A 25402-nucleotide genomic window follows, 5' to 3' on the forward strand; every position below is an offset into this window, starting at 1 on the left:
CGGATGCCACTCGGTCGGTAAACAGGTAACCTCCAAGCTTATCCCCGCGCTTAGCCAGTGCACGGGTTTTGACATCATCTTGGTAATACGCTTTCGACACCTCATCAGTGGTTCATTTGCATTCGTCTCTACACAACATACCTGACGTATCTCGTACGCCTTTTCCTCAAGCGCTTCTAACCAAAGCTCTTTACTCCGATCACCTTGAGGGGGTTTGTTATCACTTCCTGCAAAGCGATAACGGAGGGCCGACCTCCATCTCCTGGATAGCACGTATTTTTTTTTTATTTATAAAAAAAAAAAATACTCAGGACGCACTGGCTATATGCATAGTACGCCAGAAACCCGCTCGTCTTCAATAAAGTCGAGAAGATCCAGTAGCTTGGAGCGATTGCCCAAGCTCTGGGAGCGTAGCGCCCGCCTTTTCTTCTTTCATGCTTACCGTTCTCGCGCTCCCCCTGCCCTTCCTGCAATCACGACTTTCTAAGCCTTCCGGTTTCGGAGCCAAAAAAATAGCTTGAAATTCAGTAGGAAAAAATATGTTGATCTTGAAGCGTCGGACTGGTGAAAACCTAAGAATTGGAACAGATATCTCACTCAAAGTACTGGAGGTTAAGGGCAACCAAGTAAAGATCGGAATACATGCCCCCAAATCCCTAGCAGTTCACCGCGAAGAAATTTATATACGTATTCAAAGGGAGCAGAAACTCAGTAACAGAAAACGCTGAGAATCAACTCCCCCTTAAATGAGGGCCCACAGCGGGCCTCAACCACAATCTATCGACCAAGGTTTTCCAACTCTTTCACAAAGAGCAACTCACTAAGCCAACCCAAGAGAAATCCATAGGCTCCTTGAGTGCCCGCCCCTAAGTTAGCGCCCATTTATCCTGGCCCGCTAAATCCAAAGTCACTAAAACTACCACCTTTGCTCGCTTGCCACGCAAATGCGAATCATTATCATGTTCGGCAGTTTACTTGCTGGAAGTTCTCTCATGTTTCGCAAAACCCTGCTAGCTACCGCACTCGCAGCCGCAGTACCCGCCTCCCTCGCCAATGAAACTCCTTCAGATCAGCCCACGGTAATGGAGGAAACCGTAGTAGTCGGTGTGCGCCAGCGCCTCTATGAGCGCGGAGCCTTGCTGGATGCAATCCAGAAAACTGAGGTTGTTGATGAAAGTCTGATCAAATCCCTGCAGGCAGTTAACCTCACTGACGCTATTGAAAAGTCCCCCGGTGTTCGGGTTTCCAATGAGTGCTCCATGTGCGGGGTCAAACGAATAATGTTGAACGGTATGCGCGGTGAGCACTCCACCATCCTCACCGACGGCGTTCCCCTTCACACCATGATGGCGGGCTATTACGCAGTGGATGCACTGGCCACAACGGGTGTCTCTCGTATCGAAGTGGCCCGAGGTGCGGGAGCATCGCTGCTCGCACCCGAAGCGATCGGCGGAACCATCAATGTCATCTCCAAGGAAGTCGAGGAAACCGGCCTCAACATCAATGCCTCCATGGAGGACAACGACAGCTATTTTCTAGGCATGATGGGCGGCTATGTAAGCGATGATGAACGCACCCGTACATCACTGGTCATTCAGGACGATAAACACCACCAGATGGACAATGATGACAACGGAGTTAGCGAAGCACCGCTGCAAGAGAACGCCAGTTATGTAGTTCGCCTCTCCCATGACCTGGGTGAGCGGGACAACGTGGTACTGCGCACAGCCTATACCGACTCCAGTATTTTTGGCGGCCCCCAGGGATACAGCATTGGTTCCGTCCTACAAGGCTACGATGGTGTGGAATCTGACCACTTGTTTGTCAACGACGATGTGCGGCAGCAATACATTGGCAAACCCTGGGAAACCACTGAATGGATCTCCACCACTCGCAGTGAAATTTCCTCGAGTTGGCTCCACGAATTCAACGAATCCTATAACACGCTGTTTACTGTCGCCTGGTCTGAGCACAAGCAGGACTCCTTCTACGAAGGGTTCGATTACACCGCTACAGACACACTCAACTACTTCGACCTGCGCAACAATTTAATCCTTAACGATCAGCACATGCTCACCTTTGGTGTCGATCTTCGCGATGAATCCATGCGCTCCGACTCTGTCGCAGGGGAGGAAAGTGATAATTACATCGAAGACAGTTTCGACTACCAGACCACCGGCCTCTACATACAGGACACCTGGACCGTTTCACCGGATCTTGAAGTGGCACTGGCCATACGCGTAGACAATGCCAAAGCCGACTTTGTCGCCGAGCAAAAACCCGGCACAGAGATCGATGAAACGGTGGTCGCCCCGCGTATAGACCTCCGCTATCTGCACGACGACCAGTGGACCTCCCGGGTAGCGCTGGGACGAGGATACCGAGCCCCTATCCTTTTTCGAAACAGATCACGGCATTCTTGATGCCGGTGATGGCTTTGCCATCGAGATCGAAAACCTTGAAAAATCTCTATCCGCAACTTATGCATTGAGCTTCGAGGGAGAACGCCTCAACAGCACCCTGTCACTGGCATTTACCGAAGTAGATAACCTCGCAGCACTGAGCGAAACCGAGGATGGAGTACCACTGCTTACCCAGATGCAGGAAAGCGCTTCCGTAGGTGCTGCCGATATCACTCTCGGCTACGCACTGACCGAAAATTTGACTATCGGTGGCACACTGGAGACCTATGATTACGACGATGTTTTCCGGGAATCTTTTGCCATTGCTCCAGTGGAACAACGTGCACTATTCAATCTGGATTACAAAGCCGATTACTGGATGCTATATGCCAGCGCTACCTGGGTGGGCTCCCGCGACTTGGATGAATTTGGTTACGAAGGTTTCAACCAGTTGGGCGACTCCACGTTAAAAAGCACAAGCGCAGACGCCTATTGGACAGTAGATCTTAAATTAACCTTTGACGTCACTGAAAACCTGAGCCTGTATCTGGGTGGAAACAACCTGACAGATTACACCCAAGTCGAGGAAGGTGAGAGCCCTCTATTCTGGGATGCCAGTGGTGCCTACGACGTAGCCTATATCTACGGCCCCCTCCGAGGGCGTGAATATTACCTGGGCTTCGACTGGAACCTGTAATGCGAACCTGGCTCGCACTAATCACACTTCTGTTCGCGCCTGCTGGCGCGACAGAAGCTGCAATTTCCCTTTACGATTTTGAACTGCGCAGCCTCGCCGGACCCGAGCGTATCAACTTGCAGCAATTCAAAGGGAAACCCAGCTTGATAGTACTGGTTGAACCTGACTGCCCCTGGTGCTTTCGCCAGGTTCGAGTACTCAACCGACTTACCAGCGAGTGCCCCCAACAGTTTCAGCCCATCGCCCTGGGTATCAATGGGTCCCGAAAAGCCCTACTGGCTGAATATCGAAAGCTACGCCCGGAATTCCCCATGCTTCAGGCAAGCACACAGCTTCAACAAGTGCTGGGCGAAACTCCCGGCACTCCATTTAGCTTTCTTATAGCCTCCAGCGGAGAACCTCTCAGCTGGCTAAGGGGTTATATTCCGGATAAGAAACTACAGCCGATTTTGGAGAGCACCTTTGACTTCAAATGTGAAAGTGCTCTCGGGACAGCCTCATAAATTAGAGAACTGAATACTGCAATTTTTGCTGAGATAGGAACCCTGCTAGATCTTAAGTACTTATAGATTGAAGATATAGGTAGTGATACTGTAGATATCAGCTCACTTAGCTATTCCCCCTAATTTAGAGCTGTGGCAAGAAGATCTAAGGATTATTTTTGGCATCCAGGCTATAAACCCATAAAAGTGTTAGCTGACTTTTCTTCTACAAAACCAATAGTTGGATCTTGGCTTTTTAGCGTGCTTAGTAACGCCTCCCAATCGGAGTTTTTCTCATAGAACTGCTTACTTAAGTACGCGGAAATTGCGGCCTGTACAATTGATACATGGGCAGGATTATTTTCTTCTTCACTTATAACGCCATACCCATTAATTCCACCCAGTAAATGCTTTGCCCCTACAAGGGTCAGCAAGTACTCTGCACCAGTTCCCAAAGTAAAAGCATCTGTAAACCAATCTGGTCCACGGGTACTTAATGGAGAATCATCCTGATCCGCTGCAACAACTAAGCATGGAGCAGTCATTTCCGTAAAACTTGGATTCATAAATGGGAAGAACTTGGCCGCAAAAGGGGATAGGTTCTCTCCGCCCGTTCCAGTTGCACAAAGTAAAACACCCGCTCTCACCCGCTTATCTGATAAATCAGGACCAGGAATATTGTCTTCATTTAGTACCCGAGCCCCCAGTAACATACCTACAGTTTGTGCTCCATAGGAATGCCCAATAGCAACTACCTTTTCTTTATCTAGACGGCCCCGCAACATGGAAACAGCTTTCTCGATGCTGTCCAGCTCATCCAGAATTCTCTTCATATCAGATACTCGATACTGCCAGATTTCAGGCACTCTAGGGTCATCATCTGGCGCCTCAGAATCCAGGAAAACTGGTTGCAGAACTACAAAACCCAAAGAGGCGAGAAATTCAGTTATTGGAGCGTATCCATAAGGTGGTGATCTGTATCCATGGGCGAAGATAACGATTGGTAAGTTTTCACCGTTCACCGGTGCGATTACACGAACCTTTAGCTCTTGCCCCCTGACCGAGTCAGGCAGCAATACAGCATGATGTATAACAAAAGGGCCGTGCTTTTTTACTGATGTATGATCTGATGTTGTCATAAATGGTTCTCCTTCATTTTTAATTTTCCACTTGATCGATGGGGTTAATAGAAATCAGTAAAGTGGCCACTGGTATTTGCAATCAGCACCGAATTACCATGGCATCGAACCATTGAAGCTAGTAAAAGTACCAGAATCCCCTTCTCGGCCCAGAAGGGCGACACGCACAATTTCCCTCGCACCCTCTGCTACAGTTTGCTCACCCTCGTAATTATTTAAGCCAGTGCAAGTAAACCCAGGGCATACGGCATTTACCTTTATGTTTGATTTTTCAAGATCAATTGAGAAAGCCATAGTCACAGCATTTAGCGCAGTTTTTGACATGGAGTAGGCACCAAACATTTTTCGTGCCGGATTCTTAGGATTTGAATGGCTCATCAACGAGCCAGCACCGCTAGAAACATTAACCACTTTGGCAGAAGGAGAGAGTTTTAGAAGAGGTAGCATTGCCTGAGTAACCGCTACAACCCCGAAAACATTAGTTTCAAATATCTCACGTAATTCAGCCAAAGTTACAGCGCTAACCTGAGTCTTTTTGCCGATTTCCGCCAGAGTTACTCCAGCCTCCCCTGCATGGCTAATCGCCGCGTTATTAACCAATATATCGAGACGGCCAAAGTCTTTTCTAATAGTGTTGGCTGCAGCTCGGATACTGCTCTCATCAGTAACATCTAGCTGAATAGGCCAAACGCTTTCGCCTATGGAATCAGCGGCTTTTTGCCCCAGCTTCAAATCACGAGCCCCAACTAAGACAGAAACGCCTCTAGCACTCAGGTCCCTCGCAACTTGTAATCCTATTCCCCTATTGGCACCAGTTATCAATGCAATTGGTCTACCGTGCATCGTCAGTCTCCACATAGATACAGCTCATGGGCCATTGGCTCCAGCACATGGCTATGGCAAAATCGGAACAACGTTCCGATTAAATATACGGAACAGTGTTCCGTTTAGCAAGGGGTAGATATGCCAAAATCTGATGACACTAATTCGAGCCAACGTAAGCGAGCAGACGGCAAGCGCAACCATGACGCCCTGCTCCAGGCAGCCAAGGAAGTATTCGCCACCTCAGGCGTAGATGCCCCAGTGCGGGAGATTGCGGGTAAGGCCGGTGTCGGTGTCGGCACCCTTTATCGGCACTACCCAAAGCGGGCAGACCTGATCGCGGCAGTTTTCCACAGGGAGATCGATAGCTGCTCTGAAGAAGTGGAAGAACAAGCAAAACACCTACCTCCCTTTGAAGCCTTGGCCAGCTGTATGCAAACATTTGCGGCCTTTTTTGCCACTAAGCGAGGGCTATCCGAAGTATTGCACTCAGGTGATCCAGCCTTTGAAACCCTTCCAAGCTATTTTGACCAGCACTTAAGGCCTACCCTGTCTGTGGTGTTAGGTGCAGCAATAGAATCGGGAGATGTTCGTTCAGATATAACTGCAGATGAACTACTTGGAGGAATTGCGAGATTGGGGATGTCCTCATCTGAAGACTCATCTGGGCAAGTTCAACGTATGGTCTCACTATTAGCTGATGGGCTAAGATTTAAAGAGTGATAAATTCTTTTGCACAAAAACTATTTTAGAGGCTCTTAGTTTCAAAGAGTGGCTGTGACAATCACGCTAGAACAATGAGCGTATTCATTGCGTTATGAGGATACATAGATTTTATTTAGAGAAGTCAGCCCATACGTATAATCGTGAATTGAAAGGAAACCTACTTTTATATTTAGTTCAAGTATTTAGAGGTCTCTCGTATATCCCCCCTTTCAAGCCCCCCACTTCTGGCTAAGAATCAAGCCTTTGATGGAAAGGAGCTATATCGAAATTGTACTTAATACTTGAAGCCAAACTCCCTTAAAGTAAAGTCAATTCATGATAATCGTTTTCCTACAAGGTACTTCATACGAAAAATAATATTTGAGTATATAGAGGTAGACTATAATGATATCGCCTTCACAGAGCCAATTGCTACCTCTGCCCTGAGGCATTTAAGGTAACCGTTTAGCAGTGTATCCGTTGTTAATGGGTAGGATCAATATATATGACGGTTTGAAGTTGCTGCTACCTGGCATGGCCTCGCACCTCCCAATCAACCAAAGTATATAAAGATACAAAGGTAAAGAATATGAAAAGAGTTAAAGACTTTGTGCCAAGCTAGCTTGAACTCTTCTACTTTTTCTTTTGCATATTTTTTTAAAAAATTTTTCAGGTGCATCTAATTTTTGTGGCCAATATCAATACGGAGAGGTAGAAACAAGGAGACCTATTATGCAAATAAAAACTGAAATGAAAACAGACTCTGAAGTTGATGCCAGTTAACTTTTAAACCACCAGCTTGAGTTACACTCAGCAATAAAAACCATATACACATATCAGCCTTTCAGGCATTTTTAATAAATGAAGCGCAGGAAATAAAGCAAATATACGAAGACCCGAATGAAGCAATCGATAAAATGGAGCAGTTAAATAAAACTAAGCACAAATTCGTTTTCGTAGAGGTTCTTATCGGCGTATTGAGTTTGATAATTTTCCCTTTGAGGGGCAAAAGCCTACTGAGTTATAAGCCTACATAATCCTTCTTAAGCAAAAATTAATCTGAGTGAGTTATTTATATCATCGAAGATTCGGCCATGATGCACTAAGGAAGAAGTAATGCAGTCAACATGAATATAATTTGCACCTCAGTACTATTTTTAACACCTAAGTTTGACTAAGCAAGAAAATCAATTGCTACAGAATTAATGCCATGGCCAACAAAGGCCATGGCAGACCGCAGCTACTGTCCAATCCTATTATTGGTACAGTCTTACAGCCCTAATCATACAATGTGTCTTTCCTGATGTAGCACCCCATTCATTACTTCTATAGACCTGAAGTTTCACTTGAGTGCTTGCATGAAAAGCACTCAACAGCAGTGATGTTAATTCTGCACGATTATCGGAGTTACTCTCAACAAACCCACCTTCTGGGCACTCGTCAAACCCCGTGTCAACGGCGACGACTAGATCTCCGACGTGGGTATACGCTCTTATTTCAGTAATTTCCGCACTAGATGACATAAGGCAGCCATAGGTGCAGAGAGGGTCATCGCCATCCCCATAAGCAAAAGTAATGCTTGAGCCTAATAGAAAAGTCAAGGCTGCTATTGTTCTACTTACTTGTTTCATCATATCGATATTTACCGTCCATTTGTAATTAGATATACATGATTCGCTCAGTTTGGCGGCCGAAGTATAACGTAAAAAATCGTGAGAAGACCACCTTATAGTCGAAACCTGCTCTTTATTTTATTTCGATTTTAATAAAGTAGTGTTCATGGCTAATGGAAAGCCCAGGTATATGTCTTTATAAGTAATCTGTATAGTTCACAACGCAGGCAGTTAATTGAGGGTGAGGATGCTTAGGGTTCGGAGGCCAAGGAGATTAGAAGACTACACTTTTTCCACTTAATTAAAGTAGGGGCAATTCCATGGCGATCGCTTTCTCACAAGGTCCTTCACGCGAGAGGCCGTATTTGGGTATATAAAATTGCCTTCGCAGCGCCATTGGCCTACACAGTCTTAAGGCATTTGAGGAGAAACTAACTGCTCGGCAGTTCAGCAATCGATGAAAAGAATAAACGGGTTTAAGCAGGAATCCGTTCAAGGTTGTATACTAGCGAAGGTTCAGCGTTGAGACATTTACAGCACGAAAATAGGCAGTTGCGGATAAAGAAAGAAATCTTAAAAAGCAGGGTTGGTTCAACTGGTGGATGTAAGGCTCACCTCTAGCTTTTAAGTAGTAATGAAATAATTCAAAGTTCTTCTTAGTCATTGGTTGAATTTATATGCAATCTTATAAAAGTATTCCTTTATATATATTAATTGATAGATAATCCCCCCTACGGAAGCGTTAACATGTGAGCCGATTTGTAAATTCATTACCCCCACGGGCCCTTTAGATCAAATCTATATTTGTCGTAATTACAAATGCTTTATGCCTCACCAGCTCACGACTTCGGCCCCAAGTTAACTTGCTCCAAAGACCTTCTAAGAGCTATTTTACTTGGTACTCCTATGCAAAGATTGATACTTCCTGATTTGTGAGTTGTTGTTACATATCTCTATTTTTGTTAAGAACATGAGCACCCGCCTTGCACCATGACAACTGCCACCCCTAAAAGCACCAATTAGCAAATACTACAACTACAATATAAATACAACCCTACCCTTCCTGCGACAAAACAATCCGGTACTTAGCCTTACCTGATTTTAAATGCTCAAATGCCGCTTCTATCTGGCTCATTGGAAAAATCTCTATCTCAGGTTTAATCTTATGGTGCGCTACAAACTCAAGCATGGTTTCGATCGTGCCGGGACTGCCGACAGGAGATGCTGAGATTGAGCGCTGTCCAAACAATAATGGAAATAGAGTAAATTGTATTGGGTTAGTTACAGCTCCAACAAAGTGTAAACGCCCTTTTGGTTTTAGAGCCTGGATATACAGATCCCAATCAAGACTGACATTCACAGTTGACAGAATAAAATCAAAGCTCATTGCCGCCGCTTGAATCTCTGCGGGATCACGGGAATTCAGTGTTTTATGAGCGCCCAGAGCCAAGGCCTCTTTACGTTTTTCCTCACTGGATGTAAACGCGGTAACTTCACACCCCCAGGCATGGAAAAACTTCAAGGCAAGATGCCCTAAGCCACCAATACCAATTACAGCCACTTTGTCAGTGGGTTTGATATCGAATTGGACCAATGGATTGAATACGGTAATACCCGCACATAAAAGGGGGCCGGCCGATGCATAATCCACACCATCAGGAATAACAACCAGGCTACTCATATCCGCCCTGGCTTTATCAGCAAAGCCTCCATTAGTGAGTATGGTGAACTTTGCCTCTCTACATAAGTTGAGATCACCAATTCGGCAAGTATGGCATGTTTCACAGTAGCCAGAATTCCAACCCAACCCAACAACAGTCCCCTTTTTAAGATGAGCTACTTGCTCACCCATCGCAGTGACACGGCCGATAACTTCGTGACCGGCAATCATCGGATACTGTCCAATACCCCATTCATTTTCAATCATGCTCAAATCACTATGGCAGATGCCACAGTACATAATTTCCAATTCAACCTCTGTTGCACCCAGCTCTCCTGCTGCAATTTGATAGGTCTTAAATGGACCACCGGACTCTAAGACTGCATAGGCATTAATAGTGGATGCAGTAGACATGGCGAGCTCCCCAAAAAAAGGAAATCGAAAATTATCTTAAAAGTTTAGACGCCATTCAGCTGTGGACTTTATTACATCCTTACAATTTTATTTTCTAGTAAGCCGGCGGCCTTACTATCTAGCATAAAAATTAAAAGTGATAACCGGTAAAAAATAAAAGATTGGAATTAGGGAGCCTCTGAATAACTCCGTAATGCCTCTGCGGCCTTCAAGGCCCGCCCTTCGGGGCATGCAGAGCGATCCACACTCCGCGTTGCGACCTCTTGAAAGGTCTAGACATTCCTGCGAAGCCGCGCCTTGATTGTGAACCGCTCTGCATGCCAGAGGTATCACGGAGTTGTTCAGAGGCTCCTTAGAGCTGCAAAACAGAAAAAAGGCCGGGGGTACTTCCCCCGGCCAGTGCCAAGTCCTGCGAGGTTGCTGAATAGCAGAGGACTGATGGAAAATTGGACCGCAGTTTTACGCAGAAGATCAATTCAATACTCGATATCCGCGACCAACCAGGCAATTTTTAATGATGTAGGTAGCCTCTGAGCTCGCACTACCTGCTCCTGACAAGCCCCCGACAAGCGCGCCGGCACCGGCTCCAGCTACCGCAGCACGGCCACTATCGCCGACTAATGCACCGAGCGCACCGCCGACTACTGCTCCACCTGCAGCTCCGGCAGCTGTTCTACGCCCTTGGTCACTGTATGTGGAGTAAGCGATTCCCTTACACTCTGCAAGGTCCGCTTGATACTGATTCATATTAACGCCCCAGGTATCGATAACAATTCCACCGGCACCGGGAACCTGCTCTGGCTGAGCAGCACAGCCGTAAAGCAGCGACATCATAATTCCAGCAGTTGCAGAAATAGCAGTCTTCATCAAACACCCCATATCGCTTTCACCACAGGATAGTGAGCTTGTCACGCTTTTCTTCTTTAGGTTTAGCTGCTGGTAGAACTTGGCGCCAGTCAGGCGCCTAAAAATGAATGACCCGCTGGACAACAAACCCAATAGGCGTATAGCTGTTAGTGCAGAGCGCCTTCTATCTATGGATCTGCAGGCAGGGTTCCTGTTGGCAGAATTGAATATTGGTAAAACACTTCTAACTCTTGGGATTTCGCTTGTGGATCGAGGATATTTACTATGCCCTTAAAGCTCTTTAACCGCCGGCTGTCTGTATCGTAAGTAAGATTTAAGTCCTCTACGAAAAGACGGATAAGAGGCTGGGCCACATCCACCCGTATACAGGTATTATCACTAGCGGATTGACTACAGGATACTGCTTTAGCGCGCAACTTTATCGATCGACCATGCAATGGCGAAGCAAAATTGAATTTAAGAGTTTTTCCTGAAGACAATAAGTCCCAGTGGTCACGCACATAGGTGTCAAAGCCTGCATCAACTACATCAACACTTCGTGCCTCTCGCAAACTTACTTTCCAAGCTTCATCCTCGTTGGCTTTATAGCGCATCATCCACTGGCCGTCATCCCAAAGGACCTCACGAACTTCACCATGCCTCCGATCTATTTGAGTGGCACTAGGTAAGGCACTGCGACCAGCTGCGGGGCCATTTCGCTCTCGAAGGGTTTTCTCTGCTATCAAATCACCCTGGGGAGCATAGTAGAAAACAGTTATTTCGCCATTATCTTGCGAAGTATAATATTCGCAGTACTGCAACTGTTGATTATCCGGATCATAGGCCAAACCTTTTGCCAGAAAAGGCCCTTCATAGTGACAGTTAGTTCCGGCAATAGCCGACATCGCAATAAATTCAAGCATTGCTCACCTCCTTTTGACAAATCCTTCTTGCCAAATAGGCAAACAATGGCAGGATGCAGGCCCAAATTACACTTAGTATTCCCAGGGATTGCCACAGAGGTCTGTGCAATTCCACAGTGCCATTTAGGAATGCACCGGTAAAGTAGCTAAATGGTCCAAAAAACCACCCAGGATTACCGCCAACCATAGATTTTTCTGTAAGAAGACCAAACTGTATCGCAAGGTCATGGCAAAGTTCAACCACAGGCAAATCAGCCATAAGGGAGGCCAGGAGGAACCGCTGTCATTTCGCATCACCCCCAAATGAAACAAGATAGAGTCTATAGACACACCAAAGATAAACACCCCCGCTAACCAAAGCGGTTCCCTGGGCAAATTGGCGATATAGCGCAGATGTACAAAAAGGTTGAACAGAGTAAAGGGAACCACCAACCACACCTTGGCCACTATGACACACAGTGGCCAGGCGATATCGAAAAGTAGGGCATTCGCGACAAAACGCCACATTTCACTTTCCTCCAAGGGAAAACGACAGCACAGCGATAACTTGCACTGTCTTTTAGTAGTTATACCTCCTACCAACACTTTCCTTTTCAGACTCACCTATAGAGCTTACCGGAAGAAAGTTATGCCTATTATAGACACCAGAATTAATCAGGATATTAATAGAGACCCCTCATAGCTGAACTATAAGGGATCATACATTCATGAAGAATGGGAAGTTCTATTTACAGTCCTAAAGAGTAAAGATGAAGCTCTCTAACCAGAGTAGAACTCCAGGGGCACCAGATATTACCTGGCAGAAAAGCGCCACCGACTTCTTCCCAGTTGTCCTCTACATACTGTGCTGAAGAATCACAAACCTCAATGGATATCTCAGCAAAATCTATAGAGTCAGTATCCACATGAAAACTCCAGCCTGGATTGTAAAAGGTTTCCCCTGGAACCACATAACCAATAAAGTGATAAAAGGCCTCCTCTCCATTTAAGAGTATTCTTCGAGCCTCCTTAATTTTATCCGGATCTGTTAACTGCAAAACAAATGTTTCTTCAGGATCACTATTAAATGACACTTCAAAATAAGCCACCTTTATTCGACTTGACGCTGAAAAAGAAACCACCTCTGAAGCTGCGACAGACACAGAGAGTACGGCTAGGAATAAAGAAAGAACTATGGTTTTCATCATTAACGGCCTCTATTGAGTAAAGTAATACAGATCGCGGAAATGATAATAATGGAGCAAAAAATATCAGAATGTCAGCCAGGTCACAATTCCCCCCAAAGAATAAACTTTAAGAACTGAAAAAATTCCAAAACAAACTAACGACACGCACAATTAACAAAAATCTTCACTCAACAAACCAACATTTATCAACTATTCCAAAACCTTAAAAAAACGCAAGTAGCCACAGCTTTATCAGCATCAAGATAACAACAATAAAAATAACTTAATCTTATAGAATAATGTCATGCCTAGACTGATCTTAGCTCATCAAAGATTCAACACATCCTATATTTTTAATCATCAAGAGCTTCACCTACCCTGACAGCTCGGCCTAACAAACAACTAATAAATCGCAGACTACCTTTACAATTCTCACACAAGATTAAAAAGCAAAGCACAGATAGATTTACCAAGACAACATACTGCAAACCTGACTGACAAAAATCATATAGGAAGACTCTATCGTCCACTCTATCAAACAAATTAAATCCAGATAAAATTCAAACAGCTCAACAAAGGATTCACTCTCCCTCCTTATATAAAATTAGCAGTAGAATATTTACCTACGTGGTAAACTAACAGGATCCACCTAAGGAGAATCTGGATAACTCCGTACGGTTTTGAAGGCTGCAGATATTAGGCACAGCTCGGCACGAATAGGCTTAGCCCTTTGCAAGACAACACAGTAGTTGTGATCTATAAGGTCCACGCCTCAGGGATTACAGAGCGATTCACACTCCGCTCTGCGAGACAGCGGCATCAAGGAGTTGTTCAGAAGCCCCTTAAGTACCGGGGCTTGGCGAACACAAATTGGGCGGTACCAATCACTCGTTGCAAAAATCCCCCTTCGCAATAGCATAAATAGAATTCCCACATACGGATAAAGCGCTCATCAAAACCTAACTCGCGCACTTTGGAAATTCGCTCAAGAAATGCTTTGCGCCAGTCACTTAATGTGCGGGCGTAATGGGCGGTGATGTCTTCGAGTCCAACAATCTGCATATCTGTTGAATTGGCAATATGGTCCGCGATAACCTGATTAGACGGCAGGCAGCCACCAGGGAAGATATATCGCTGGATAAAATCGACCTCTTTACGATACTCGTGGTAGCGCTGGTCGCGAATGGTGATTGCCTGCATCACCATTAAGCCATCTTCTTTGAGTAATTCGCTACAACCAGCGAAGAAGGTCTTGTGAAATTCGTGCCCTACTGCCTCCACCATTTCAATCGATACAATTTTATCGTACTGACCTTTCAGGTCCCGATAGTCCTGTAATAGCAGGGTTATCTGATCATCTAAACCCTCATGCTTTACCCATTGACGGGCATAGTCATATTGCTCTTGTGAAATAGTAGTGGTTGTTACTTTACAGCCATAGTACTTGGCTGCATGAATGGCCATCCCCCCACCCAGTACCAATCTCAAGGAGGTGATCGGAGGGTTTTAACTTTAGCTTTCGGCAGATCAGTTCCAATTTATGATTTGAGGCTTCAAACAGGGTTGCATTTTCAGACGGGTAGACCGCAGATGAATACAGCATGGTCCTGTCCAAAAATAACCGGAAAAATTCATTGCCCAGGTCATAGTGTGCAGAAATATTCTTGCGTGAGCCATTGCGGTTATTCGCATTTAACTGATGTAACCAGCGCAGGCCTAACCGGGGTAAATAGCTCCATCGGCTATCTATACCTTCCACCAATTCCATGTTGTCCACCATCAGGCGAATCAGGTCCACGGTATTGGTTGAGGTCCAGGCGCCCTGCATAAAGGCTTCTCCAGAACCAATGGTTCCGTTTAAAAGCACCTGTATATAGCTGGATGGATCGTGTACGCAAATATGTGCCGAGATCTCTGCTTCTTCTGGCCTCTGGCCAAAGTGGTAACACTGCTCCCCCTCTTCAATTAGCAAGTGGCCACGATCAATACCCTTGAGTTTTTCCAACACCAGCTTGCGGGCCAGGCGAACGAGCCAGGACTGTGCCGATACTTCTGATTTTGACGACGAAGCCTGATCAACTTCCTGAACTGCTCTCATAGTTGTTTATCTCCTGCCTGAACCTCAGCATCGTCGCGAGGATGCGAAAATACCGGGATACGCTTGACCCATAATTTCAGTGCCTGCCAATAAATGGCGGCTATAACTTTTACGGTCATCAAGGGGTACTGGATCAATATTGAATTAAGCGATCGGCCGCTAATTTCGCAGCGCTGTAAACTCAGGGTTGCATCAAACATTGGGCGAGTGCCATCTTCTGTATCATCGGCACTCGCATCAAAATTTTGCAGGTAGGCTGTCAGCTTTTCTCCAGGTTTTGTCCCCCTCCATCGATACCCTTGGGCCATGGGCATAAAAGGCGAGACATGAAATGTTTTTGCGAAGGTCGCTTTTTGCAACTTGGTATTATTACGGCAATCCAAAACATAGCTGTGACGCTCTTTCCAGGGAGTATTGTGCACATCCAGGAGCAGCCAATCCACATTCTGTCCCTCAGCATCGAAACAATAGTAAACACTGAGCGGATTCATGTTGTAGCCAAAGTAGCGCCAATTGGCCAGCAAGCGAATAGGCCCGGAAGGCTGCTCTCCCACTTCCTCCTCCACCCGCTGTCGAACCGCCTCATCAAGACTGAGGGATTCATCGCCAAAAAAATCACTACGACAAAATCTCGCAGGTGCCCGCCGCTGGGAGGACCAAAGAGGTGAAAGCTGGCAAATGGCTTCCACCTCTGCCAGATCGACGTACATCATAAAAACCTGGTAGCGAAACTGATGAGCTCTGGGCGCAAAGCGCCGGTGCTCCAACCACCCGGTATAAATCGCACTTTCCATGATACCGGCCTCCTTACCAGTCAACACCCAACCCCCGAGCCACTCGCAACGCACTCGTTACACCGTCTTCATGAAATCCATTTGCCCAGTAAGCGCCGCAGAACCAGGTGCGGTTAACACCATTAATACTATCCCACTGCTGTTGCGCTCGCGTTCCGGCCACAGAAAACTGAGGATGGGCGTACTCAAAACGACCGAGCACAGACTTGGGATCGATACGCTCTTCGGCATTCAGGGTGACACAATAGGTTTTCTCGGTATTCAAGCCCTGAAGTATATTCATGTTGTATGTCAAAACAGGCAGTGCATCCTGTTCACTGCGCAATTGGTAATTCCAACTCGACCAACTACGACGGTGACGGGGTAGCAAGGTGCTGTCTGTATGCAGGACCACGGCATTTTTTGCATAGGGTATAGCCCCCAGGATTTTTTGCTCACTGCCGCTGGGGTCGGTCAAACATTGAAGGGCCTGATCGGAATGGCAAGCGAAAACAACGGCATCAAACTCCAGATTTTCCCCTGCAGCGGTGCGAACATTCACACCTTCTCGACAGCGTTGCACGGCCTCAATGGGCGTAGATAAGCGAATTTTATCTGCGAAAGATTGTATTAACGGATCAATATATTCACGCGACCCACCCTTAATCACTCGCCACTGCGGGCGACGCACCAGGTTGAGCAGGCCGTGATTGACAAAGAAGCGGACAAAGAAACTGACAGAAAACTCCAGCATTTGCGCCATACTGGCAGACCAGATAGCAGATCCCATAGGTACCAAATAGCGATTGGCGAATTCCGCGGAGTAACCGTTCGCAGGTAGATACTCACCCAGGGTCAATGTCTCGCCCAGCCTCCCCTCCTGCCAGTCGCGGAGGGCATTACGATTAAAGCGCACAATGTCCCAGAGCATACGCCAGTGCCCAGCGCTGACGATGTTCGAGCGCTGTGCAAACAGGCTGTTGAGATTGTTACCCGCATATTCAAACCCCTCCTGATCGCAGCGCACACTAAAGCCCATGGAGGTGGGTTGGGATTGAACTCCCAGCTCTTTAAGCAAGCGAATAAAATTCGGATAGGTCCAGTCGTTGTAAACAATAAAGCCGGTATCCACTGCTAACCGGCGCCCCCCATCATCAATATCAACCGTAGCGGTATGCCCTCCCAGGCGTGCCTGTGCTTCAAACAGGGTGACATCGTACTTTCGATTCAATAGATAAGCGGCAGTAAGACCGGCAATGCCGCTGCCAACAATAGCGATTCGCATCAATTCTTCCTTAGAGTGCGGATTCTTGTCATTTTGGGTACGCAAAAACGGAACCAGATTGAGCTGAAAAAACCCAGAAACCGCAGAGGCCAACTGAGCCGTTTGGGAAAATCGACTGTATGCCCAACACCACTGAGCCCCTGTTCAATGCGCTCGGCGGCCTGGTCTGGAGTCATTAAAAAAGGCATGTCAAAGTCATTGCGCTGGGTAAGGCGGGTGTCGACAAACCCCGGGCGAATGTGGACCACTCGAAGTGGAGTAAGGCTGGTATCGGCGCGCACCGACTCCAGAAAATAAGCCACCGCCGCTTTGGAACTTCCATACGCTTCGGCGCGGGGAAAAGGTACCACTGACGAGAGACTGCCGAGCGCGGCAAATACCGGAGACCGGCTTGCGGCTAACAGTGGCTGCGCGCATTTCAAGGTATTCACCAAGGCAAAGAAGTTGCCATCAAAAACCCGCCGGTACATGGTGATATCCAATTGAAGGTCGTCGTCATATTCACAGGTACCAGCGCAAGCAATCACCATATCCAGGTGATCTGTGAAGTCCGCTAATCGCCGAGCAACTCCCGGCATTACCGCATCATCACTAAGGTCACAGTCCAATACCCTGAGGCGACTGGGGGCTATGTTCTGTAACTCCGTCAGCGCATCCAGCCTGCGACTGCTGGCAATCACAAAATTATTCTGCTCCACCAGGCGCAATGTGAGCGCGCGTCCAATACCCGAACTAGCACCTGTGATCCAGATGGTTTTATCGCGAATCCCCTGGGACACTTAGTTGCGCTCCATTCGCGACTTGATAAAACCAATGCAGGAGCCCAATACCGGCACCTGCTCATAGACCATGGCACCCATATCGTAAAAGTCCTCGTGGTAGTGAATCTTATCGGTGTAACGCAACAGGCTACAGCCACGAAGTTGTAATGGGCGTCCACCTTTGAGTGATTGGTGTCGGTAGTGCATGGTCCACGAAAGGCAGGCGCTGCCCTCGCCCACCACCGGCAGATCATCAAATTGGAAGCGGCACTGGGTAAGCCCCCTGCTCATTCCCGCAAAGTAACTCTTTAAAGCAGGCAATCCCTCTATCCGATGCAACGGGTCACAAAAAATGACATCGTCGCTATATAGTGATCCAAGGCTGCCAGTTTCCTGCATCAGGAAGTCTTTGTAGTACTCCTCTAGCTCCTCAATCAACGCGCTCATCATCGGATTCCTTACTGTTCAAGCTGCAGATAAATACGCCACACCCCATCGGTTGGATCACCGCTTAATAAAAGGTAGGCCAGGGAGATCCAGTTATGCCCCCTCTGCGTAAGTAGTTATCAGACAACTTGGAAGTCTCCCCCTGAGAGTCTGTTGCAGAGTGTGGTACACGGATGTACCACAACAGGTCTCAACACTAATTTCCAGACATGCTTGATTGCGTGAGTATCGACAACGACAGAAAGACCGCTAACATGGCGCATAGCCCCCAAGCAAAAAGTGAAATAGGCCCGGTGAAACTGCCACAAAGAGAGGACCAGGACTGGAGTGCCCTGCTGACGCGAGTCGGTGCGGAGCGTGATCGCCAGTCCTTTGAGCAGCTCTTTCACCACTTTGCCCCACTAATTAAGGGTTTCCATCACAGCCGCACCACTCAGGCAATTAGCGCTGAAGCCGCCGATGAGCTAGTTCAGGAAACCCTGTTTAAAGTCTGGCGCAAGGCCCCCAGCTTCGATGTCAGTAAGGCTTCTGCCAGTACCTGGATATTCACCATTATGCGCAACACTCGTATCGACATGTTGCGCCGTAACGGGCGTCATCAAAACGCCGAGATTATTGAAGCCATGGATGTTTGGGATGAAACCCCCGAACACCAACCGTTAATATTTCTACAGAGAAGACGCAACGAAAAGGAAGTTGCGGAAGGCCTGCACAGCCTGCCGGCAGAACAGAGCCACGTCTTGGAAAAGGCGTATATGGAGGGAAAATCCCACAGTGAGATATCCAAGGAGCTGGAATTACCATTGGGCACGGTAAAGTCCCGCGTGCGGCTGGCCCTAAAGAAGTTACAAGCGAGGTTGGCCAAGTAGGTTTAGTATGATTCGCCACCACCCCGATAAAAATTTACTCCTTGAATACGCTTCCGGCAGCCTGCCCAAAGGCGCCAGCCTGGTCGTTTCCGCCCATATACAAATGTGTGCCGAGTGTCGCGCTCAATATCAAACCATGAACACCCTGGGCGGCTCCATTCTGGAGTCCTGCGCACCACAGGCCGTAAACGATGAGGCTTTCCAACGCCTGATGGGACGTATTGATCAGGCCGCTGAATCGGCGCAACAAGTGGCTCCCGAGAGATCCAAATCCACGGAGCCCATGCTGGCGGGTGCACCGCCAGTCGTGCACAAGCTGCTGGAAAAAAATCCCCCGATCAAGTGGAAAACTATCGCGCCCTCCCTAAAAATGTGTCGACTGAAAACCGGGCAGGATCAATATGAAGTGAGCTTTCATCGCCTGAGTTGTGGCGGCAAAGTTGCAGAGCACGATCACCGGGGCTACGAACTCACCCTGGTTCTGTACGGCAGCTTCTCTGATAGCGATGGTGTTTATAGTCCAGGGGACTTTCTGTTGCGGGAACCCGGCGACGTGCACCGCCCGACGGTCACAGAAGATCAAGAGTGCCTGTGCTTCTCTGCAGTACAGGCACCGGTGGCGATTACCGGTGTCAGCGGCTGGTTGCTAAACCGCCTTATCCCGTTTCGTCCGGGCTGACACCGATTAAAAGAGCTGCGGCGTCTAGGACGCCGCCAGAGAAGTCGGTTCTTGCTCCCCGTCCACAAATACTGCAGAAAGCTCATCCCAACGATCGCTGACCGCCGCGAATTTTTCCTCGCGCACATGGCCATAGCCTCGCACTTGAAGGGGGATTTCGAGCAGCTCTTGTGCCTCTGACAGGTTTTCGCCAGATAGATGCGCGGCTACGCTATCAACTGCTTTGGCCACCTGTTGGGCCCAGCGCCGTTCAGCACGGCGCTCCTGGGTGTAACCGAAGACATCCAGTGCAGTACCGCGAAGAACTTTGCCCTTAGCCAACAGCGGCATCAGCTTGCCCATCCAGGGGCCAAACTGCATTTTGCGCACGCGACCACTGCTATCGGGACGCGCAAGAAGCGGCGGTGCCATATGGAATTTCAGGGTGTAGTCGCCGCTGAATGTCTCACGTAGCTGTCGCTTGAAATCTTCACCGGTGTAGAGGCGCGCCACTTCGTACTCATCTTTATAAGCCATCGCTTTATAAAGGCTGCGCGCACCCATACGGGTAAGATCGCCCCGAGCAGCTGGCAGTGAGGATTCTGCTTTGCGCAGCGCCTCTATATGGCGAAGGAATTCTGCCGCATAGGCCGGGCTTTGATAGTCGCGAAGCTCTGCTGCCAATCGCTCCAGCAACTGCTCTACCGACTCCTCAGGCTCCACCAATTTCACCGGCTTGGCCGGGACTGCCAATTGCTCGATCGCTTTAGGGTTTTCCGCCAGTAAACGGCCCGCGCGGAAAGCGCGCAGGTTGTTCTCTACCGCCACACCATTGAGTTCAATGGCCCGTTCCAGGGCCGCTTCACCGATTGGCAGCAGTCCTTTCTGGCAGGCAAAACCCATAATCATCAAGTTACTGGCTACGGCATCGCCAAACAGTGCCTGGGCATATTTATTCGCATCAAAGGCAAAATACTCCGCACACAGGGACTCAATACTCTGTTGGGTCGCATCGGCGGGGAATGCCAGCTCGTTGTCGCGAACAAAGGCAGCTACCGGTACTTCAGCAGTATTTACCAGGGCACGCATTTCGCCGGTGGCAAATTTGGTCCGCTGGCCAGCGGCGGTGACCATATCGCAGCCCAGTAACAACTGCGCCGCGCCATCGCGAATACGAGCGGTGGTAATCGCCTCGGGGTTTTCTCCCACTTTTACATGAGCCACTACGGCGCCATTTTTTTGTGAGAGACCGGTAAAGTACAAAGTTGTACTGCCCTTCTCTTCCAGGTGCGCCGCCATACCCAGCAGTGCCGCCACGGTAAGTACACCACTGCCACCAATGCCGGCCACCAAAATACTGAGTGGCTGGGCCAGAGTCGCGACCGGCGCAGAAGGTAATCCGGCAATAGCCACGTCTAAGGCATCCGCCAGGGACTGCACCGGGGGCTTTTTCAGTTCTCCCCCTTCCACAGTGACAAAGCTCGGGCAGAAACCATCGGCACAGCGCATATCCTTGTTGCAGCTGGACTGGTTGATCTGGCGCTTGCGCCCCAACGGGGTTTCCAGCGGCTCCACGGCAATACAGCTGGACTGCACACTGCAATCGCCACAGCCTTCGCAGACCCGGTGGTTAATCAGCAATCGCTGGGATGGATCGACCATCTGTTTTTTCTTGCGGCGGCGGCGTTTCTCGGCCGCACAGACCTGCTCATAAATAATCGCCGTCACACCGGCAGTTTCCCGCAGGCGACGCTGCACGGCGTCCAGCTCAGAGCGGGGAAGAACTTCTACGGCAGTGGGCAGTTGGCTGCGGTGTTCGCGCCAGTGGTCGGGGTTCTCGGTCAAAAGAATAACCGTACCAACCCCCTCGGCCAGCAACTGTGCAGCCAGGGAGGGAGCATTAACTTCGCCATCGGCGGGTTGGCCACCGGTCATGGCCACCGCATCGTTCAGAAGAATTTTGTAGGTGATATTCACCTGGCTCGCCACGGCCTGGCGAATGGCCAATAGCCCGGAGTGGTTGTAGGTTCCATCGCCCATATTCTGGAAAATATGCTCGGCGCTGGAAAAACGGTGCAGTCCTACCCATTGGGCGCCCTCGCCTCCCATATGGGAATAGGTATCGGTGCGCAGGCCTTTACCCAAAGCCATAATATGACAGCCAATACCGGCACTCCCCAAACTGCCTTCTGGCAATTTGGTGGAAGTGTTATGAGGACAACCTGCACAGAAAATGGGTTCACGAGCCAACAAGCCCTGAGCCTTTGCAGCGACATTGCCCCCCAGTTTTTCTGCCAGGGGAATCAGCTGTGCCGCCAGTTCAGTATCCACCAGCCAGCGGGCAATGGCCTTGGCCACCTGATCCGGGCCAAAGCCCCACACTGCCGGCAACAGGTCCTTGCCATCCAGGTCTTTCTTACCGACTACCTTCGGACGATAACTATCTTCCCAACCGTAGAGCAGGTTTTTCAGCTGATCCTCCACCAGGGGACGCTTCTCCTCGACTACCAGCAAGCGCTCCATGCCCTTGGCGAACTCACTGATGCCCCTAGGCTCCAGCGGCCAGGACATCGCCACTTTATAGATGGAGATGCCGGCTGAGTTCAGATCTGCCTCTGATAAGTTGAGCAGTTTCAAAGCCTCAAGCAAATCACCGTGGGCCTTACCCACCGTTACAATGCCGAAGCGTTTTCGCTCCGCACTGTGAGTGGTTTTATCCAGGCGGTTGGCATAGGCGAATGCCTTGGCTGCAGGCAAACGCTCCTCCAGCATACGGCGCTCATATTCGAGGCGCTCCGCAGGCCAATTCAGGTGGGGATCGTAGTTCAGGCCGTGTGGCGGGATTGGGAAGTCAGCTGGAATTGTAAACTGGGGCAACTCCGGCACAATCAAGGAAGCACCGGCCTCTACAGTTTCAGTAATTGCCTTAAAACCCACCCACAAGCCCGAAAAACGGGATAAAGCAATGCCCGCGAGGCCCAGGGTCAGGTACTCATCAATGGAGGACGGAAATATCAGCGGCATCATTACCGACTCAAAAATCTGGTCGGTATTGTGGGAAAACATGGAGGATTCTGCAGTGTGGTCATCCCCACACAACGCCAAAACACCACCTAGTTTTGAGGTGCCCTGAATATTGGCTTGGCGGAAAACATCTGCGGTGCGATCTACACCGTGGCCCTTGCCATACCAAATAGAAAAGACGCCGTCTTTCGTTGCCTGCTGGCGATAGTGATCCAGCAACTGGGTGCCCCAAATATTGGTCGCCCCCAGGTCTTCATTAATGCCCGGCTCAAAATGGATTTCCCGCTCGGCCAATAGCTTCTTGTGCCGCCACAGGGCCTGGTCGTAACCGCCCAATGGGGAACCGCGATAACCGGAAACAAAGCCAGCTGTATTGAGGCCCGCCAGCTCGTCCATGCGCTTTTGCATTAAGGGCAAACGAACCAGGGCGTCAATTCCGGTCAGGAATACACGGCCAGATTCACGGGTAAAAGCCGCTTTCAGCGAATACTCGCTATCAAAGCCCAATTCCTGATCGCCTTCGACCATTGCCATGGGTACCACCTATTTTATCTTTATTGCTTTCATCACTCCGGTTCTCGACGCCAGTAACATGTCGCAAAAATATTCGCGGCATCTCCCGAGTTACAGCAGAACAGACCAGAGCTGTTTAATAGCGCTAAAATTAACACTGCCCGGCAGAGCAGGTCATACCAAAATTGGCCCAACTCAGGCATAATGCCGCCATAACTCGCTAAAGATGACCAGCTACTGGCAACAAATCACTCAAAATGAAGTATTTTGGGGGATACAACGGAAAGGACATGCCCTCTTATGGTGCTCGCCTCTGGCCTTCACACTCTGTGTGACTAAATAAGCGCCAAAGGTTCTGCTTTTTGAGAGGCATAGCCTGGAACTGATCAGGGGATATCAGTTTCCGTCCGTTTACAGCTAACCAGTATCAACCGGTTGGGCAACGTACCCATAAGCGGGAAATTAATAAAAAACGAGAAGGTCTCACAAAAGATGCGCAGTATAGGAAGCTACTGCCATAACAAACCAAAAAAAACCATGTACGCAATGCACACAATTTACCGGAGAACGCTGGGAAGCAAAGATTCACTGGCAGGTTGATGATTAGCAGCCGGCGATACCGGCGTACGTTCAGAGAGATGAGATACGGAATATAACCATGGCCTATTTACTGGATGCCATCGACAAGAAAATTCTGGAAATCCTTCAACAGGATGCCACCATTCCAAATATTGAGCTTGCAGAAAAAGTCTGCCTCTCACCCTCCCCCTGTTCACGGCGGGTTAAAAATCTAAACGAGCAAGGGTTTATAAAACGCGCAGTTACCCTGCTTGAACCGGAAAAGGTTGGGTTACCGGTAAGTGTATTTATCCAGGTTACTCTTAACCACCAAGTGAAAAAAGAGTTGCAGGACTTCGAATCGGTTATCGGCCAATGGCCGGAAGTGATGGAGTGCTACCTGATGACCGGTGATTTCGACTACCTGCTGCGAGTTGTTGTACCCAATTTGCAGGCTTATCAGGAATTCCTGGATAAAAAACTCACTGAACTCCCAGGCATCGATCATATTAAAAGCAGCTTCTCTTTAAAGCAGGTGCGTTACCGCACTGAGTTGCCGCTGGATCAGTTGCTGGAAAGCCAAAATTAACTTTCTGCTAATCGAATCAACTGCAACTGCCTTTTGTTGATTACGTCACGGTCATAAAGCTACCATCTCAAGCTATTGAGAAAAGATAACAGTTTAAGGAGCGTTATCTTAGCTTTATGCCCCCTCTCGATAGGGCACCACAAGGACTACCAGTACGGCAGTCCTTCTCGAGAGCTTTACTTGAGCTGAAACTCGACGTAAATCTCCGATGATACTTTTACATTGCCTGGCTTGAACTCGTACTGTGTGCTTTTTATATTTGAGGCACGTCTTTTGCTGCCAGTTACTACGATTTCTTCGAGGCTGTACTGGCGACGTGTATTCTGCTTGCCTATTTGGTGCACCTTATCTAATTCAGCCCCAAACTGCTTGGCCAAGAACTCAGCGTTAGATTTTGCTGATTGAGCCGCATTAGCCAAAGCCTCTCGCTTTAACTCTTCATAGTTAGATACATCTGGTTTTATGCTATCTATTTCTGATACATGACTATCTACCAGGGCTTGGATTACCTCACCGTAAAGGCTGACATCTCGGATGACGATATCAATATTCCTACGCACCAAATGACCTATGATTAAGGCATTTCCATTATCATTATAATCTTCAGCTGTTTCGATATTCAGTGAAGAGGATGTTATGTCTTTTTCGGCAATACCAAGTTTTAACAGTGATTGCACTGACAACGATGAAATCTCATCAACTTTTGCCTTGGCTTCAGATGGATCGTTCTTACTCAGACTGAATACGTTGTACCCAATACGAATAAGATCAGGCACAGCCTCGACCACTCCCGAGCCTTCAACAGCAATAATTCTTTCTTCAGCAATAGAGAATGAGCCTAACATAGACAGTATTATTAGTGCGGCTACTTTATTCATTCTTATCCCTTGCTCAATATTGTCTCGTAATTGGGGTAGGCCCGCACTCCACGATGCCCGACTAGGTACACAGCTTACAT

The 25402-nt window shown here is 48.3% G+C and carries 21 protein-coding genes and 2 pseudogenes; 8 read left to right on the forward strand and 15 right to left on the reverse strand.

Annotation, left to right across the window (positions count from 1 at the left end; all coding sequences use genetic code 11):
- Window positions 1-539: 539 nt before the first annotated feature.
- The 4 genes from csrA to P0078_RS04330 all read left to right on the forward strand — a co-directional run bounded on the left by csrA (window position 540) and on the right by P0078_RS04330 (window position 3602).
- Window positions 540-728, forward strand: a complete 189-nt coding sequence (gene csrA / locus P0078_RS04315) for a carbon storage regulator CsrA (RefSeq protein WP_282933247.1) — start codon at window positions 540-542, stop codon at window positions 726-728.
- A 264-nt stretch (window positions 729-992) separates the two neighbouring features.
- A complete protein-coding gene (locus P0078_RS04320) occupies window positions 993-2423 on the forward strand; it encodes a TonB-dependent receptor plug domain-containing protein (RefSeq protein WP_282933248.1) in 1431 nt (476 codons plus the stop codon).
- 64 nt (window positions 2424-2487) lie between these two features.
- Window positions 2488-3099 carry a TonB-dependent receptor domain-containing protein gene (locus tag P0078_RS04325; RefSeq protein ID WP_282933249.1) on the forward strand — a complete coding sequence of 204 codons (612 nt, stop codon included), beginning with the start codon at window positions 2488-2490 and terminating at the stop codon, window positions 3097-3099.
- Window positions 3099-3602 carry a TlpA family protein disulfide reductase gene (locus P0078_RS04330; RefSeq protein WP_282933250.1) on the forward strand — a complete coding sequence of 168 codons (504 nt, stop codon included), beginning with the start codon at window positions 3099-3101 and terminating at the stop codon, window positions 3600-3602. The genes P0078_RS04325 and P0078_RS04330 overlap by 1 nt, the downstream gene beginning before the upstream one ends.
- A 170-nt stretch (window positions 3603-3772) precedes the next feature.
- Here the strand turns inward: P0078_RS04330 and P0078_RS04335 are convergent, their stop codons facing one another.
- Together P0078_RS04335 and P0078_RS04340 are read right to left on the reverse strand one after the other, a co-directional pair.
- Complete coding sequence (locus P0078_RS04335; protein ID WP_282933251.1) at window positions 3773-4720, reverse strand: alpha/beta hydrolase family protein; 948 nt, start codon at window positions 4718-4720, stop codon at window positions 3773-3775.
- Window positions 4721-4813: 93 nt separating this feature from the next.
- On the reverse strand, window positions 4814-5563 hold the full coding sequence (locus tag P0078_RS04340; RefSeq protein WP_282933252.1) for an SDR family NAD(P)-dependent oxidoreductase: 750 nt from the start codon (window positions 5561-5563) through the stop codon (window positions 4814-4816).
- 120 nt (window positions 5564-5683) lie between these two features.
- On the opposite strand from P0078_RS04340, the gene P0078_RS04345 reads away from it, so the two are divergent.
- A complete protein-coding gene (locus P0078_RS04345) occupies window positions 5684-6265 on the forward strand; it encodes a TetR/AcrR family transcriptional regulator (RefSeq protein WP_282933253.1) in 582 nt (193 codons plus the stop codon).
- A 1238-nt stretch (window positions 6266-7503) separates the two neighbouring features.
- Here P0078_RS04345 and P0078_RS04350 read toward each other — a convergent pair.
- From P0078_RS04350 to P0078_RS04400, 11 genes and pseudogenes are all read right to left on the reverse strand, one after another.
- Entirely contained in the window at window positions 7504-7848 is a 345-nt protein-coding gene (locus P0078_RS04350) for a hypothetical protein (protein ID WP_282933254.1), read from the reverse strand.
- A gap of 1066 nt (window positions 7849-8914) precedes the next feature.
- Entirely contained in the window at window positions 8915-9934 is a 1020-nt protein-coding gene (gene ahr / locus P0078_RS04355) for an NADPH-dependent aldehyde reductase Ahr (protein ID WP_282933255.1), read from the reverse strand.
- Window positions 9935-10405: 471 nt separating this feature from the next.
- Window positions 10406-10846, reverse strand: coding sequence for a YMGG-like glycine zipper-containing protein (locus tag P0078_RS04360; protein WP_282933256.1), 441 nt, complete (start codon window positions 10844-10846; stop codon window positions 10406-10408).
- Between the two features lie 122 nt (window positions 10847-10968).
- Window positions 10969-11703: a hypothetical protein gene (locus P0078_RS04365; RefSeq protein ID WP_282933257.1), complete on the reverse strand. Its 735-nt coding sequence runs from the start codon at window positions 11701-11703 to the stop codon at window positions 10969-10971.
- Window positions 11696-12210 (reverse strand): annotated as a pseudogene (locus P0078_RS04370) (DUF2878 domain-containing protein). Before P0078_RS04370 ends, P0078_RS04365 begins: the two are co-directional and overlap by 8 nt.
- 221 nt (window positions 12211-12431) lie before the next feature.
- The gene (locus P0078_RS04375; protein ID WP_282933259.1) at window positions 12432-12890 is read right to left on the reverse strand and encodes a BP74-related protein; all 459 of its coding nucleotides are present in this window, start codon (window positions 12888-12890) and stop codon (window positions 12432-12434) included.
- An 810-nt stretch (window positions 12891-13700) separates the two neighbouring features.
- Window positions 13701-14967, reverse strand: a pseudogene (locus P0078_RS04380) (class I SAM-dependent methyltransferase).
- Entirely contained in the window at window positions 14964-15761 is a 798-nt protein-coding gene (locus P0078_RS04385) for a DUF1365 domain-containing protein (protein WP_282933260.1), read from the reverse strand. The pseudogene P0078_RS04380 and the gene P0078_RS04385 overlap by 4 nt, the downstream one beginning before the upstream one ends.
- Before the next feature lie 13 nt (window positions 15762-15774).
- Window positions 15775-17025, reverse strand: a complete 1251-nt coding sequence (locus P0078_RS04390; protein WP_282933261.1) for an NAD(P)/FAD-dependent oxidoreductase — start codon at window positions 17023-17025, stop codon at window positions 15775-15777.
- Complete coding sequence (locus P0078_RS04395) at window positions 17025-17804, reverse strand: SDR family NAD(P)-dependent oxidoreductase (protein ID WP_282933262.1); 780 nt, start codon at window positions 17802-17804, stop codon at window positions 17025-17027. The genes P0078_RS04390 and P0078_RS04395 overlap by 1 nt, the downstream gene beginning before the upstream one ends.
- Window positions 17805-18236, reverse strand: coding sequence for a nuclear transport factor 2 family protein (locus tag P0078_RS04400; protein ID WP_282933263.1), 432 nt, complete (start codon window positions 18234-18236; stop codon window positions 17805-17807). It abuts the gene before it with no gap.
- Between the two features lie 251 nt (window positions 18237-18487).
- Between P0078_RS04400 and P0078_RS04405 the strand changes: the two genes are divergently transcribed.
- Both P0078_RS04405 and P0078_RS04410 read left to right on the forward strand, forming a co-directional pair.
- On the forward strand, window positions 18488-19102 hold the full coding sequence (locus tag P0078_RS04405) for a sigma-70 family RNA polymerase sigma factor (protein WP_282933264.1): 615 nt from the start codon (window positions 18488-18490) through the stop codon (window positions 19100-19102).
- 7 nt (window positions 19103-19109) lie between these two features.
- A complete protein-coding gene (locus P0078_RS04410) occupies window positions 19110-19781 on the forward strand; it encodes a ChrR family anti-sigma-E factor (protein ID WP_282933265.1) in 672 nt (223 codons plus the stop codon).
- Between the two features lie 24 nt (window positions 19782-19805).
- Here the strand turns inward: P0078_RS04410 and P0078_RS04415 are convergent, their stop codons facing one another.
- Window positions 19806-23318: an indolepyruvate ferredoxin oxidoreductase family protein gene (locus P0078_RS04415; protein WP_282933266.1), complete on the reverse strand. Its 3513-nt coding sequence runs from the start codon at window positions 23316-23318 to the stop codon at window positions 19806-19808.
- A gap of 637 nt (window positions 23319-23955) precedes the next feature.
- On the opposite strand from P0078_RS04415, the gene P0078_RS04420 reads away from it, so the two are divergent.
- Window positions 23956-24444 carry an Lrp/AsnC family transcriptional regulator gene (locus tag P0078_RS04420; RefSeq protein ID WP_282933267.1) on the forward strand — a complete coding sequence of 163 codons (489 nt, stop codon included), beginning with the start codon at window positions 23956-23958 and terminating at the stop codon, window positions 24442-24444.
- A 176-nt stretch (window positions 24445-24620) separates the two neighbouring features.
- On the opposite strand, the gene P0078_RS04425 is transcribed toward P0078_RS04420, so the two are convergent.
- The gene (locus P0078_RS04425; protein WP_282933268.1) at window positions 24621-25322 is read right to left on the reverse strand and encodes an SIMPL domain-containing protein; all 702 of its coding nucleotides are present in this window, start codon (window positions 25320-25322) and stop codon (window positions 24621-24623) included.
- Window positions 25323-25402: the final 80 nt, after the last annotated feature.

The organism is Microbulbifer sp. VAAF005 (genome assembly GCF_030012985.1).
Classification (GTDB): domain Bacteria; phylum Pseudomonadota; class Gammaproteobacteria; order Pseudomonadales; family Cellvibrionaceae; genus Microbulbifer.

Excerpts from the sequence above, each read along its gene's own strand:
- P0078_RS04365 (WP_282933257.1), bottom strand. The coding sequence starts at position 11,703 with ATGCTTGAATTTATTGCGATGTCGGCTATTGCCGGAACTAACTGTCAC.
- P0078_RS04385 (WP_282933260.1), bottom strand. The coding sequence starts at position 15,761 with ATGGAAAGTGCGATTTATACCGGGTGGTTGGAGCACCGGCGCTTTGCG.
- csrA (WP_282933247.1), top strand. The coding sequence starts at position 540 with ATGTTGATCTTGAAGCGTCGGACTGGTGAAAACCTAAGAATTGGAACA.
- P0078_RS04320 (WP_282933248.1), top strand. The coding sequence starts at position 993 with ATGTTTCGCAAAACCCTGCTAGCTACCGCACTCGCAGCCGCAGTACCC.
- P0078_RS04425 (WP_282933268.1), bottom strand. The coding sequence starts at position 25,322 with ATGAATAAAGTAGCCGCACTAATAATACTGTCTATGTTAGGCTCATTC.
- P0078_RS04375 (WP_282933259.1), bottom strand. The coding sequence starts at position 12,890 with ATGATGAAAACCATAGTTCTTTCTTTATTCCTAGCCGTACTCTCTGTG.
- P0078_RS04405 (WP_282933264.1), top strand. The coding sequence starts at position 18,488 with ATGGCGCATAGCCCCCAAGCAAAAAGTGAAATAGGCCCGGTGAAACTG.
- P0078_RS04340 (WP_282933252.1), bottom strand. The coding sequence starts at position 5,563 with ATGCACGGTAGACCAATTGCATTGATAACTGGTGCCAATAGGGGAATA.
- P0078_RS04345 (WP_282933253.1), top strand. The coding sequence starts at position 5,684 with ATGCCAAAATCTGATGACACTAATTCGAGCCAACGTAAGCGAGCAGAC.
- P0078_RS04415 (WP_282933266.1), bottom strand. The coding sequence starts at position 23,318 with ATGGCAATGGTCGAAGGCGATCAGGAATTGGGCTTTGATAGCGAGTAT.
- P0078_RS04330 (WP_282933250.1), top strand. The coding sequence starts at position 3,099 with ATGCGAACCTGGCTCGCACTAATCACACTTCTGTTCGCGCCTGCTGGC.
- P0078_RS04400 (WP_282933263.1), bottom strand. The coding sequence starts at position 18,236 with ATGATGAGCGCGTTGATTGAGGAGCTAGAGGAGTACTACAAAGACTTC.
- P0078_RS04390 (WP_282933261.1), bottom strand. The coding sequence starts at position 17,025 with ATGCGAATCGCTATTGTTGGCAGCGGCATTGCCGGTCTTACTGCCGCT.
- P0078_RS04410 (WP_282933265.1), top strand. The coding sequence starts at position 19,110 with ATGATTCGCCACCACCCCGATAAAAATTTACTCCTTGAATACGCTTCC.
- P0078_RS04420 (WP_282933267.1), top strand. The coding sequence starts at position 23,956 with ATGGCCTATTTACTGGATGCCATCGACAAGAAAATTCTGGAAATCCTT.
- ahr (WP_282933255.1), bottom strand. The coding sequence starts at position 9,934 with ATGTCTACTGCATCCACTATTAATGCCTATGCAGTCTTAGAGTCCGGT.
- P0078_RS04335 (WP_282933251.1), bottom strand. The coding sequence starts at position 4,720 with ATGACAACATCAGATCATACATCAGTAAAAAAGCACGGCCCTTTTGTT.